The 12,625-nt window shown below is 45.0% G+C and carries 16 protein-coding genes; 9 read left to right on the top strand and 7 right to left on the bottom strand.

Annotated elements, in window-relative coordinates; genetic code table 11:
- Positions 1 to 36 precede the first annotated feature (36 nt).
- A complete protein-coding gene (locus tag OU793_RS12705; protein ID WP_005455122.1) occupies positions 37 to 1,002 on the bottom strand; it encodes a calcium/sodium antiporter in 966 nt (321 codons plus the stop codon).
- A 388-nt stretch (positions 1,003 to 1,390) separates the two neighbouring features.
- Here OU793_RS12705 and mlaF point away from each other — a divergent pair, with 388 nt between their 5' ends.
- The 8 genes from mlaF (at position 1,391) to OU793_RS12745 (ending at position 6,832) form a co-directional block, all read left to right on the top strand.
- Entirely contained in the window at positions 1,391 to 2,194 is an 804-nt protein-coding gene (gene mlaF, locus OU793_RS12710; protein WP_005455119.1) for a phospholipid ABC transporter ATP-binding protein MlaF, read from the top strand.
- Positions 2,184 to 2,975: a lipid asymmetry maintenance ABC transporter permease subunit MlaE gene (gene mlaE / locus OU793_RS12715; RefSeq protein WP_021454015.1), complete on the top strand. Its 792-nt coding sequence runs from the start codon at positions 2,184 to 2,186 to the stop codon at positions 2,973 to 2,975. The genes mlaF and mlaE overlap by 11 nt, the downstream gene beginning before the upstream one ends.
- 2 nt (positions 2,976 to 2,977) lie before the next feature.
- Positions 2,978 to 3,466 (top strand): outer membrane lipid asymmetry maintenance protein MlaD, encoded by a 489-nt coding sequence (gene mlaD, locus OU793_RS12720; protein ID WP_005455116.1) that lies wholly within the window; start codon positions 2,978 to 2,980, stop codon positions 3,464 to 3,466.
- A 2-nt stretch (positions 3,467 to 3,468) separates the two neighbouring features.
- Entirely contained in the window at positions 3,469 to 4,107 is a 639-nt protein-coding gene (locus OU793_RS12725) for a phospholipid-binding protein MlaC (RefSeq protein ID WP_005478835.1), read from the top strand.
- Positions 4,107 to 4,427 (top strand): lipid asymmetry maintenance protein MlaB, encoded by a 321-nt coding sequence (locus OU793_RS12730; protein WP_025499549.1) that lies wholly within the window; start codon positions 4,107 to 4,109, stop codon positions 4,425 to 4,427. The genes OU793_RS12725 and OU793_RS12730 overlap by 1 nt, the downstream gene beginning before the upstream one ends.
- Before the next feature lie 3 nt (positions 4,428 to 4,430).
- Positions 4,431 to 4,685: a BolA family iron metabolism protein IbaG gene (gene ibaG / locus OU793_RS12735; protein ID WP_005484869.1), complete on the top strand. Its 255-nt coding sequence runs from the start codon at positions 4,431 to 4,433 to the stop codon at positions 4,683 to 4,685.
- Between the two features lie 9 nt (positions 4,686 to 4,694).
- A complete protein-coding gene (gene murA / locus OU793_RS12740) occupies positions 4,695 to 5,951 on the top strand; it encodes a UDP-N-acetylglucosamine 1-carboxyvinyltransferase (protein WP_025592333.1) in 1,257 nt (418 codons plus the stop codon).
- Positions 5,952 to 6,106: 155 nt separating this feature from the next.
- Positions 6,107 to 6,832: a 1-acylglycerol-3-phosphate O-acyltransferase gene (locus OU793_RS12745; protein ID WP_005455109.1), complete on the top strand. Its 726-nt coding sequence runs from the start codon at positions 6,107 to 6,109 to the stop codon at positions 6,830 to 6,832.
- Positions 6,833 to 6,906: 74 nt separating this feature from the next.
- On the opposite strand, the gene OU793_RS12750 is transcribed toward OU793_RS12745, so the two are convergent.
- The 6 genes from OU793_RS12750 to arcA form a co-directional block, all read right to left on the bottom strand.
- A complete protein-coding gene (locus OU793_RS12750; RefSeq protein ID WP_005455108.1) occupies positions 6,907 to 7,296 on the bottom strand; it encodes a RidA family protein in 390 nt (129 codons plus the stop codon).
- A gap of 162 nt (positions 7,297 to 7,458) precedes the next feature.
- Positions 7,459 to 7,920, bottom strand: coding sequence for an aspartate carbamoyltransferase regulatory subunit (gene pyrI, locus OU793_RS12755; RefSeq protein WP_005455107.1), 462 nt, complete (start codon positions 7,918 to 7,920; stop codon positions 7,459 to 7,461).
- Between the two features lie 16 nt (positions 7,921 to 7,936).
- On the bottom strand, positions 7,937 to 8,866 hold the full coding sequence (pyrB, locus tag OU793_RS12760) for an aspartate carbamoyltransferase (RefSeq protein ID WP_021450062.1): 930 nt from the start codon (positions 8,864 to 8,866) through the stop codon (positions 7,937 to 7,939).
- Positions 8,867 to 8,955: 89 nt separating this feature from the next.
- Complete coding sequence (locus OU793_RS12765) at positions 8,956 to 9,051, bottom strand: hypothetical protein (protein WP_005497312.1); 96 nt, start codon at positions 9,049 to 9,051, stop codon at positions 8,956 to 8,958.
- Between the two features lie 92 nt (positions 9,052 to 9,143).
- Positions 9,144 to 10,148, bottom strand: coding sequence for an ornithine carbamoyltransferase (locus tag OU793_RS12770; protein WP_140103006.1), 1,005 nt, complete (start codon positions 10,146 to 10,148; stop codon positions 9,144 to 9,146).
- Positions 10,149 to 10,303: 155 nt separating this feature from the next.
- Positions 10,304 to 11,527, bottom strand: coding sequence for an arginine deiminase (gene arcA, locus OU793_RS12775; RefSeq protein ID WP_005455102.1), 1,224 nt, complete (start codon positions 11,525 to 11,527; stop codon positions 10,304 to 10,306).
- 575 nt (positions 11,528 to 12,102) lie between these two features.
- On the opposite strand from arcA, the gene rraB reads away from it, so the two are divergent.
- On the top strand, positions 12,103 to 12,516 hold the full coding sequence (rraB, locus tag OU793_RS12780; RefSeq protein ID WP_005455099.1) for a ribonuclease E inhibitor RraB: 414 nt from the start codon (positions 12,103 to 12,105) through the stop codon (positions 12,514 to 12,516).
- The last annotated feature ends 109 nt before the right edge of the window (positions 12,517 to 12,625 follow it).

A 12,625-nucleotide genomic window follows, 5' to 3' on the forward strand; every position in this document is an offset into this window, starting at 1 on the left:
ATCAGGGCTCCAATTTGTCTCTACTTATTAATGGTATTAAGCGGCCATGTTGGCAAATAGGTACACTTGGTAACCCAAGAAACACGTAAACAGAATCGCCCCTTCGAGGCGGTTGATGCTGCGTGATTTACCTAAACACATTGCTACTAACAACAGTGACACGCCAAGCATGACCCAAAAGTCACGTCCCATCGCGTATTCACTTAGTGTGGATGGGTTAATGATGCCAGGAAGGCCCATTACCGCCAAAATATTGAAAACGTTCGAGCCGATGATGTTACCAACTGCCATATCGTCTTCACCTTTCAATACACCAGCAAGTGATGCTGCAAGCTCAGGAAGACTCGTACCGATGGCAATAATTGTCAGACCGATCACTAGGTCGCTCATGCCGAAATGCTTAGCAATAATAACCGCATTGTCGACCAGTAGGCTTGCTGCCAAAGGAAGCAATATTAAACCGATAACCACCCACATGATGGCCTTAGGGTTGCTAACGCCTTGTGGGATTTCTGATTCTTGATCTTCAAGAAACGCATCGCCAGATTTTTGTTCTTTGCGGCTGATTTGCAACATAGCAAATAAAAAAGCACCAAACAGAACAAATAGTAAGACACCTTCATAAAAACCAAGGTGGCTGTTCCACAGTAAAATCCCAGCTAACACAGTTACCGCGATCATTAATGGTAATTCGCGACGGATAACTGCAGAACTAATAGAAAGAGGTTTGATCAGTGCAGTAATACCTAGGATTAGGGCAATGTTAGCAATGTTTGAACCCAAAACGTTACCGACAGCGGTATCGGTTTTACCGTCCCAAGCGGCTGTTGCTGACACCATCATTTCTGGTGCTGATGAGCCCATTGCAAGAATGGTCATACCGATCACTAAAGGTGAAATACCGACGTTGCGGGCTATAGCTGCAGAACCAAAAACAAGTTTATCTGCGCTCCAAACAAGTAAAACAAGACCGACGATAAGCAACGCTACGGCTTCGAGCATGAGAATTCCTAAGTATTAAATGAGTGAAATGAGTAACCGCTAATTTTGACCTTTTGCAGCTTAAAATGGAAGATAAACAACGAATAAATTAAAGGTTAGTAACGAAAATGTATGTAATTGTCACTCATTCAATCATTGCAAATAAAGTGATGATTCTGGTCTAGGATTTAAACACTTGGTGACAATCAGGCCATAATTTATGGAGAATAGCTTGAATTTGGTCGGCTTTATTTAATCGAACAGTGCTTTAAATTCCAAGCCAATGTGCTTATGATTGCAGCCTAATAAATGTACCGAAGCGGCGATAAGGGAACCCTTAGCGCTATTCGGAAGTGGATTGACTTGACAACTCTGCGAGCGTTAATGCTCTGACAGTAGAAGAGATGATATGTCGAACAACGATTTAGTCACCGTGAACAACCTCACTTTTTCACGAGGAAATCGCACGATCTTTGATGGTATTGATCTGCATGTTCCTGAAGGTAAAGTGACGGCGATTATGGGACCATCGGGAATCGGTAAAACGACACTGCTCCGTTTAATTGGCGGTCAGTTGTATCCCGAACAAGGAGAGATTTGGTTTGATGGTGACAACATTCCGACTCTTTCTCGCAAAAAACTCTACAACGCTCGTAAGAAAATGAGCATGCTGTTTCAATCCGGAGCTCTGTTCACGGATTTGAATGTGTTTGACAATGTGGCCTTTCCACTGCGTGAACACACCAATCTTTCAGAAGATTTGATTCGTACTATGGTGCTGCTTAAGCTCGAAGCGGTTGGCCTGCGCGGAGCCGCGCAATTAATGCCAAGTGAGCTTTCAGGTGGTATGGCGAGGCGTGCCGCATTGGCTCGTGCCATCGCACTTGACCCTGATTTAATCATGTTCGATGAACCATTTGTGGGACAAGACCCAATTACCATGGGTGTTTTGGTTGAGTTGATCAAAGACTTAAACCAAGCTCTAGGCCTTACGTCTATTGTGGTATCACACGATGTACCGGAGGTCATGAGTATTGCTGATTGGGTTTACCTACTAGCAGATGGCAAGATCATCGCGTTTGGCACGCCAGAGGAGTTGAGTCAAAACCCAGACCCGCGAGTGCAGCAGTTCTTACAAGGTGATGCAGATGGCCCGGTGCCGTTTCGTTTTCCTGCGCAAAGTATCGAAAAGGATCTATTTGATGGTCGCTAGCTTTATTCAATTTGTCGCTTCATTAGGAAAACGCACACTCGCCATCTGTGAAGCTTTTGGCCGGGCAACCTTGATGCTTGTTGGCGCTATCTTCTCTAAGCCTCAACCCTCTAAAAGTTTTCCTCTACTCATCAAACAGTTGTATTCCGTTGGCGTGCAATCACTGGCTATCATCGTCGTATCTGGTTTGTTTATCGGCATGGTTCTTAGCTTGCAAGGCTATGTAGTGCTGGTGGATTACGGCGCGGAAGGCAGTCTTGGTCAGATGGTCGCGTTGTCACTACTGCGTGAACTTGGGCCGGTGGTTACTGCGCTTCTTTTCGCTGGACGTGCAGGCTCTGCGCTGACAGCAGAAATTGGTTTGATGAAAGCTACTGAGCAGCTTTCAAGCTTAGAAATGATGGCAGTTGACCCACTGAAACGAGTGATTGCACCACGTTTTTGGGCTGGGGCTATCTCAATGCCACTACTTGCGATGATCTTCATGGCTGTTGGCATCTGGGGGGCACAGCTCGTCGGTGTGGATTGGAAAGGTGTGGATCACGGCAGCTTTTGGGCAGCCATGCAATCTTCTGTTGAGTTGGGACAAGATATCGGCAACAGCATGATCAAATGCTTTGTGTTTGCCATTACGGTAACTTGGATTGCTCTATTTAATGGCTACGATGCGATTCCTACCTCGGAAGGGATCAGCCGAGCAACTACGCGCACTGTTGTGCATTCTTCTTTAGCAGTACTGGGACTAGACTTTGTACTGACCGCATTGATGTTTGGGAATTAATCATGCAACAAACACGTAAAACAGAATTATGGGTTGGCAGCTTTGTATTAGCGGGAATTTGCGCGATTCTTGTGATGATTTTTCAAGTTGCTGACGTAAAAAGCATTGGCTCTGGTGATACTTACACCCTCAAAGCCGAGTTCGATAATATTGGCAGCTTGAAAGTACGCTCTCCGGTGAAAGTTGGAGGCGTGGTTATCGGTCGTGTAAGTAACATTACTCTGAATCCAGATAACTTATTGCCAGTGGTCAGCTTGTCAATTAACAGCCAGTACAATCAATTTCCAGAAACATCCAGCGTACAAATTCTAACGTCAGGGTTGATCGGTGAGCAGTACATTGGTTTAGTACCAGGGTTTGTTTTTGATGACGAAGCTATGCTGGTAGACGGAGATACCATCGAAGACACTAAATCTGCGTTAGTGCTTGAAGACTTAATTGGTCAGGTACTTTACAGCGTTGGTGGTTCAGACGGTTCAAGTAAGGAATAACTATGTTAGCTAGACTATTACTTTCATTTTCTGTGGTGCTTACCGCTTTTGGGGTTGGCGCGGCAGAAGTGGATAAAACTCAGCCATATCAAATGATGAAGCAAGTGGCTGAAGTGACATTTGCCCGACTAAAAGCAGAACAGCCAAAAATCAAACAAGATCCTAATCTATTAAAGGTGATTGTTGAGCAAGAGCTGATGCCTTACGTCAACGACCGTTACGCAGCACTGAAACTGCTTGGCCCTAACTTGAAAGGGGCAAAACGTGAAGACGTGCTAGAGTTTGTAGATGCGTTCCGTGCTTACTTGATTGCGTCTTACGCACAAGTCTTGACGCAATACAGCGATCAACAAATTGAGTTTGGTCCAGAGCCGAAATTAGACGACTCTAAGCGTATTACCAGCATCAAAGTTGAGATCATTGATGCACCTCGTCCAAACATCAAACTAGAATTTAAACTGCGTAAAGACAACAAAACTGACGAATGGGAAGCGTTCGACATGGTTGCAGAAGGCATTAGTTTGCTTTCAAGCAAGCAATCTGAGTGGAACACCAAAATTCGCCAAGACGGTATTCTTGCGGTAGCGCAAGACCTTGAAAAACTTGCAGCGGAGCCAATTCGCTTTGAGGCGAAAAAGTAATGGTTCAGTCTCACGCGCAGTGGCAGTTGCAACAAGATACGTTAACACTAACGGGGGCGCTGGATAGAGACTCAGTGCCGTCATTGTGGGCCTTTGCCCAGCAGTGGAAACCGTCGCAAAAAGAACTGGAATGCTCACTAGAAGAGATCGAACGAGTCGACTCTGCAGGAATGGTGATGTTAATCCACTTATTAGAGCATGCAAAAAAGCAAAACTGTCATATAATGCTCAGTTTCGTGCCGGCGCAACTGCGCACTTTGTTTCAACTTAGCAACGTTGAATCTTTAGTGGCCAAACACATAAAGAATTATCAGGGGTAAATTGTGGACAGCGCAAAAGTACAACAGTTATTAGAAGAAGCACTAAACCTTCAAGAAGTGCATGTAAAAGGTGAAGGTAGCCACTATGAAGTGGTTGCTGTTGATGCTTGTTTCGAGGGAATGAGCCGCGTTAAGAAGCAGCAATTGATTTATGGTCCTCTGATGGAATACATCCAGCGTAACGACATTCACGCATTATCGATCAAAGCGTTCACACCAGAAGAGTGGGCTCGTGATAAGAAACTGATGTCGCTTTAAGGTTTATTGATGGAAAAGTTTCGAGTTATTGGGTCAGATAAACCACTAGTTGGTGAAGTGACCATTTCTGGTGCAAAAAACGCAGCACTGCCTATTTTATTTGCGTCTATCTTGGCTGAAGAGCCTGTAGAAGTGGCAAACGTACCACATCTTCGCGATATCGACACAACCATGGAGCTACTAAAACGCCTTGGCGCTAAAGTAAGCCGTAACGGTTCTGTTCACGTCGATCCAAGCAGCATCAATGAATATTGCGCTCCTTATGATTTAGTTAAAACCATGCGTGCTTCTATCTGGGCGTTAGGCCCACTTGTGGCTCGTTTTGGTCAAGGTCAAGTTTCTCTACCTGGTGGTTGTGCTATCGGCGCACGTCCAGTTGACTTGCACATTACTGGCCTGGAACAACTAGGCGCAACCATCACACTTGAAGATGGTTACGTGAAAGCTGAAGTTGATGGTCGTCTGAAAGGCGCGCACATCGTGATGGACAAAGTGAGCGTTGGCGCGACCATTACCATCATGTGTGCAGCAGCTCTGGCTGAAGGTACTACAACGTTAGACAACGCAGCGCGCGAACCTGAAATCGTCGATACGGCGGATTTCCTAAATAAACTTGGCGCGAAAATCTCTGGCGCGGGTACAGACACCATCACTATCGAAGGTGTTGAGCGCTTAGGTGGCGGCAAGCACAGTGTTGTAGCAGACCGTATTGAAACGGGGACATTCCTAGTAGCTGCAGCGGTATCTGGCGGTAAAGTGGTTTGTCGTAATACCAACGGTCACTTGCTTGAAGCGGTTCTAGCGAAGCTAGAAGAAGCGGGCGCATTGGTGGAGACAGGTGAAGACTGGATCTCTATTGATATGACAGACCGTGAGTTAAAAGCAGTAAGTATTCGCACTGCGCCTCACCCTGGTTTCCCGACAGACATGCAAGCGCAATTTACGCTATTGAACATGATGGCGAAAGGCGGCGGCGTGATCACTGAAACTATCTTTGAAAACCGCTTTATGCACGTGCCTGAGCTGATGCGTATGGGGGCGAAAGCGGAGATTGAAGGTAACACGGTTATTTGTGGTGACGTTGAATCTCTAAGTGGTGCACAAGTGATGGCAACGGATCTGCGTGCTTCGGCAAGTTTGGTGATTGCTGGTTGTATCGCGAAAGGCGAAACCATCGTAGATCGTATTTATCACATCGATCGCGGTTATGACAAAATTGAAAATAAACTGGCTGCACTCGGCGCAAATATTGAGCGAGTGAGCTAGTCAAGTTAAACTGCACAGCAGGTGACTTGGATATGAAGAGAGCCGAAACTCAGGTTTCGGCTTTTTTATATCGCGCTTTCTGTCATAGTTTCTGACTATGTAAAAAGCGATATTAATAGCTGTATCTGGCAAAAGCCGGTTCCTGGAGAACAAGAATGATTGCACTGTTACGTGTATTTGCTGTCGCAATTTTCGCAATTGTGATGTTTATTGGTGGTTGTGGTTACTGCCTATTAAGCCCTCGAAATCCTAAACACGTTTTCACATTTGGCCGCTTGTTTGCCAAGATGTCTCGCGTATTTGGGGTAAAGCTAGAATTACGTATTCCTGAAGATGCGTACTCTCGTGGTCAGCACGTTTACATCGCTAACCACCAAAACAACTGGGACATGTTTACTGTGTCTGCGGCAGTGACACCAAAAGTGGTGACCGTCGGTAAGAAAAGCCTAGCGTGGATGCCACTGTTTGGTCAGCTTTACTGGTTGACGGGCAATATTCTGATTGACCGTGCAAACCGTTCAAAAGCGAAAGGTACTATCGATCAGGTGGTTAACAGCATGAAAGAAAGTGATGTGTCGGTTTGGATGTTCCCAGAAGGTACACGCTCACGTGGTCGTGGTTTGCTGCCGTTTAAAACGGGTGCGTTCCATGCGGCAATCGGTGCTGAAGTGCCAATTATTCCAATCGTATGTAGCTCCACTGACCACATTAAACTTAACCGCTGGAACAATGGTCATGTGATTGTTGAAATGTTGCCACCGGTAAGCACTGAAGGTTACGGTAAAGATGGCATCCGTGAACTCGCAAATGTATGCCGCGAGCAGATGAAGGAAAAGCTAGAAGCGCTGGATGAAGAAGTAAAACAGCGTAACGCCGCTTAAACGGGTTAAACACCGAATACAAAAATGGGTAGCTAAGGCTACCCATTTTTTATTCATTCAATCTGATATCGCAATTATTTGCGAACCGCGATTGCTTCAATTTCGATACCCACATCTTTTGGTAGACGTGCAACTTCAACACAAGAGCGAGCAGGGTAGTTTGCTACTTCGTGCTCATCAAAGAATTTGCCGTACACTTCGTTTACTGTACCGAAGTCATTTAGATCTTTAACGAAAACCGTCATTTTCACGATGTCTGACACTTTAAGACCAGATGCTTCAACAACCGCTTTAACGTTGTCTAGAGATTGACGAGCTTGTTCTGCGATGTCAGCAGACACTTCACCTGTCGCTGGGTTTACTGGAATTTGACCAGAAGTTAGAACCATGTTGCCTAGATCTACGCCTTGAACGTAAGGACCGATTGCTGCTGGTGCAGACTCAGTGTGAAGTACTTTCGTCATTTGATTTTTCCATCTGTTTTAGGGGAAGAAAGAGTATACCCAAGCCTTATTAATATGCTTGAAGGTAATCAGTTTGCCTTTAAACCTGCGGCAGGTAAAGAGCAAAATACCCTGCCAAGACAGGGTATTTCATGCGTATGAGAGTTCGGAGCGTTGGCGAGATTATCGCTCAGTCACAATCTCACGTGAGAATACTTTCTCACAGTATTTGCACTTCAAACGAATCTCTTCTTTCTTTTCGAAAACTTTAAAACTGCTTTCTACTGGCTCGTTGTGAGAGATACAGTTTGAGTTTGGACACTCAAACACGTTGTTGATTTTCTCTGGCAACTCTAGAGCCAGTTTTTTCACGACTTCGTAGTTTTCGATTTGGTTTACCGTCGCGTGCGGTGCGTACAGCGCCAGTTTGCTTGCTTGTTCTTCATTGATGAACACGTTCTCAATCTTCAGCAAGTCTTTGTGACCCAGAGCTGAAGATGGCAAGTTCAGACCAATCGTTACACGTTGAGAAGAATTGTGCATATCGAACAATTTCAGCACTTTGATACCAATTTGTGCTGGAATGTGGTCGATGACGGTGCCGTTTTTGATTGCTTCTACCTGCAATTGAGTTTCTTTAGCCATGTTTTTATCTCCTCGATTACAGTGTTTCGTTTAGAACCAAAGCCAACAGCGCTTGGCGAGCGTACACGCCATTTTGTGCCTGCTGGAAGTAGTACGCGTGTGGGGTTTTATCTACGTCTGTCGTGATTTCATCAACCCGAGGTAGCGGGTGCAGTACTTTTAGATTTTCACGCGCGCCTTCCAATAGAGCCGCCGTCAGAATGTAAGCCGATTTGATGTGCGCATATTCAGACTCGTCGAAACGCTCTTTTTGAACGCGAGTCATGTAAAGAATATCGAGCTCAGGAATTACCGCTTCCATCTCTGTGTGTAGGCTGTATTCAATGCCAGCTTCATCGAGTTCTTCGCAGATGTACTCTGGCATCGCCAATGCGTCTGGAGCGACAAAGTAGAAGCGGATGTTATTGAACTTCGCCAGTGCTTGAGTTAGTGAGTGAACGGTGCGGCCGTATTTTAAATCGCCGACAAATGCTACGTTTAGGTTGTCTAAGCGACCTTGCGTTTCCGCGATGGTGTAGAGGTCAAGCAGAGTTTGTGTTGGGTGTTGGTTAGCACCGTCGCCCGCGTTAATCACTGGAACGCCATTCGAAAACTCGGAAGCAAGGCGCGCTGCACCTTCTTGAGGGTGGCGCATCACAAATGCATCGACGTATGAAGAGATAACTTGTACAGAATCAGAAAGCGTTTCCCCTTTCTTCGCCAGAGACGTATTACCATCGTTATCAAAACCAATGACATCACCACCAATGCGTTGAATCGCGGTCTCAAACGACAAGCGAGTACGCGTTGATGGCTCAAAGAAACAGCTCGCAACGACTTTGTTTTTAATCAGTTCTGGTCGAGGTTTCTTTTTCAGATTACCTGCAGTTTCGACGATAAGTTCCAGCTCTTCACGAGAAAGCTCTGGAATAGAGATGATGTGCTTCTGGTAAAGCGAGTTCGCCATGATATTCTTCCCTATAACAGTGATGACTATCTCCAAAATTGACCGCTGAGGAATTTTGGACATAAAAAAACCTCCCCAAATGGGGAGGTTTAAAAATCGATAGAATTAACGAAAATAACACCACGTAAGCGTAGTCGCTTAGTTAGAGCAAATCGCGTTTTTACGTCAGCAATCAGCTTGGTCATTTCTTAATCCTCAGACAAATTGCCGAGCATTATACGCCTAACTTTTGCGAGCGCAAGCGATTACATCATGCTTTTTGCTTTCCAAAAAAACACTAACTTCCTAGCGTTGCAACCATAATGGCTTTGATTGTGTGCATGCGGTTTTCTGCTTCATCAAAGACGATAGAGTACTCTGACTCAAACACATCTTCGGTGACTTCTAGGCCTTTCATGCCGTATTTCTCTGCGATTTCTTTACCGACAGTGGTTTCATCATTATGGAACGCAGGTAGACAATGCATAAACTTCACGTGCGGATTACCCGTCTGCTTGATGACATCCATATTGATTTGATAAGGCGTCATAAGCGCGACACGTTCATCCCATGCTTCTGCTGCTTCACCCATTGAAACCCAAACATCAGTGTAGAGGAAATCACAGTCTTTCACGCCTTCTTCGACGTTTTCCGTCAAGGTGATTTTCGCGCCGGTTTGTTTGGCAATGTCTTGGCAAGTCGCGACAAGATGTTCTTCTGGCCAGAACGCTTTTGGTGCCACTAGGCGAATGTCCATGCCCATTTTCGCTGCGCCAACCATCAATGAGTTACCCATGTTGTTACGAGCGTCGCCAAGGTATGCAAAGGTCATTTCGTGGAGCTGTTTGCCACGACCATGTTCTTGCATGGTAAGGAAATCTGCGAGGATTTGCGTTGGGTGGAACTCGTCAGTTAATCCGTTCCAAACCGGCACGCCCGCATGAGCGCCAAGCTCTTCCACAATGGATTGACCAAAGCCGCGGTATTCGATGCCGTCATACATGCGACCTAAGACGCGTGCGGTATCTTTCATCGATTCTTTATGGCCGATTTGAGATCCTGAAGGACCGATATAGGTGACTTGTGCGCCTTGATCAAAGGCGGCGACTTCAAACGCACATCGGGTTCGAGTAGAAGATTTCTCAAAGATGAGTGCAATGTTTTTACCTTGAAGTGTCTTCTGCTCTGTTCCTGCATATTTTGCTTTTTTTAGCTCTGCAGACAGTTCGAGCAAGAACTGGATTTCTTTGGTTGAGAAATCCAATAGCTTCAAAAAGTTGCGGTTACGTAAATTGAAAGCCATAGCTCGTCCCTTAGTACGTGTGATTGAATTGAGTCATTGCATTAAAACATATAAATGCTTTATTTGTGAATAATTATTTTAAAGTAAAACTAAAAAAGGTTGATGCATTCACATCAACCTTAGTTTTTATTCACTTAATGTAAAAGGTGAATCAGCTATATATCGTCTCGTTCTATTGGACAGCTCATACAGCGAGCACCACCACGACCACGGCCCAATTCGTTACCAGGAACGGTCAACACTTGGATGCCAGCTTTGTCGTACTTCTCGTTGGTGTAGACGTTGCGCTCGTAACCAATCACAACGCCTGGTTTTACAGTCAGCACGTTGTTCGCGTCATTCCATTGCTCGCGCTCTGCTTCGTAGCTGTCACCGCCTGTGGTGATGATTTTAAGCTGATCAAGACCAAGAGCGGATTCAATCGCGTGTAGGTAGTTGTGTGACGCTTCGACATGCATTTCACCGTCTGTGCCTTTCGGGGTCAGACGCCATGTATCCAGATCCTTGCGCATGATTTCTGGGTAGACTGAGAAAGTATCCACATCCATATGTGTCATGACCGTATCTAAGTGCATACAAGAGCGGTGCTTAGGCAGGTCAATGGCGATCACTTCGCTAGCTTGTCCTGCTTTAAACAGGCTTGCCGCTAAGTTTTCTACCCCTTGTGGCGTGGTGCGCTCAGACATGCCAATCAATACCGCGCCTTTACCGATCACCAGTACGTCACCGCCTTCAACGTTTGCGTTGTCGTAATGCAGATCATCATCACCAAAATATTTAATGAAGTCTTGGCCTGCAAAGATCGGGTGCCAGCGATAGATAGCGCGTAAATGGTTTGTTTCGCGTTGGCGCGCAGGCATCATCATTGGGTTGAGTGATACACCGCCATATACCCAACATGAGGTGTCGCGGGTAAATAAATGGTTTGGTAGTGGCTCGATCACGAAATCCAGTGGGCGCTTCATCTTCGGTAGCATCGAAGAAGATTGAATAGGTAACTCAGAATAGGCTAAGCCGCCAAGCAAAATAGTCGCGAGGTGTTCGTCGTCCATTTCCAAAAGGTATTGACGTAAATCGCGAGCGAAGGTTGGCCCGTAGCGGAAGTCAGAAATCTGCGTGTTCAACAGCCACTGTTTTGCCTCTGGAACGGCTAGGGTTTCCACCAGTAAATCGTGGAGCAGAAGTACTTCAACATCTTGCTCTCTTAAGGTTCGAGCAAAAGCATCATGCTCTTCACCCGCGGCTTCTACAGCAAGTACGTCATCAAACAATAGCTCATGACAGTTTGACGGCGTGAGGTGGGTGAGGGCGCGCTCTGGGCGGTTTAAAAGTACTCGTCTAAGTTGACCAACTTCTGATCCAACGTACAGCTTACTCATTTTGCATCCTTACAAATTTTCCAGCCATTAGTTATGACAATCTTACGGCAAAGATGCAAATTCGTTAACTTCGTTTAAATGTTGTGATCGGTTGTATTTTTAGTGGTTTTTATTTTGGTTGGCATTTTTGTATTTAATTTTTGGTTTTTAATTCCATTTTGTTGGTTTTTAAATGAATGCGTTTTTATTCTTTTTGTATTTTGCAGGAAAGATTACATGCTTAGTGCATAAAATGTGCATTTCTATTCTAAAATATGCAGTTTTTCAGTTTTCTTTATTCGTTATCCTTCCAAATTGGTAGCGTGGCTGTATTCACTCAGGCGTCATAATCACTCAACAAACCATCAAATATCCTACAATGAGCTCAATTAGGATCTTCTGAATATTAAAAAATACCGTTTTTTGTTAACTTTTTGTTTCTTTGTGATGGGTTTTAATATTTGGGCAGGAAGAATCATCGCGGTTTGGCGTTTGTTTGTGGCTTTTCATCGCAATCCATGCCATATTTCACCGGTTCAGCATACTCAGTATCGGGTATAGTGTTTCCATCAAGTAACTAATCTGGAGCCAAAAACATGTCTCACGAAGATGAATATCTATCAGTAGAAGAATTAATTGAGATTCAAAAGGAAGAGACTCGCGATATCATTGCAGCATTGCTAGAAGATGGCAGCGATCCAGATTCGCTATACGAAATTGAGCACCACCTTTTTGCTGAAGATTTCGATACGCTAGAAAAAGCGGTTGTTGAAGCGTTCAAAATGGGCTTCGAAGTTCTAGAAGCAGAAGAAACAGAAGACGAAGACGGCAACAAACTGCTGTGTTGTGACGCGACAATGGAATCGGCTCTAAATGCAGAGGCGATTGACGCACAAGTTGAAAAGCTGGTTCACCTAGCTGAAAAATACGACATCATCTACGATGGCTGGGGTACGTACTACGAAGGCGAAGATGCGCTTTACTCTGACGAAGATGATGAAGACGAGTAATTTAATGTTTTCGAAAAACCAGCGTTTATCGCTGGTTTTTTTATGCCTAGAAAATGACAACGCTGGGTAACGATAAACAATTCACGTTGAGTTTATGGGGGATTTCTCC

The sequence above is a fragment of the Vibrio sp. VP6 genome (assembly GCF_028823755.1).
Classification (GTDB): Bacteria; Pseudomonadota; Gammaproteobacteria; order Enterobacterales; family Vibrionaceae; genus Vibrio; species Vibrio parahaemolyticus.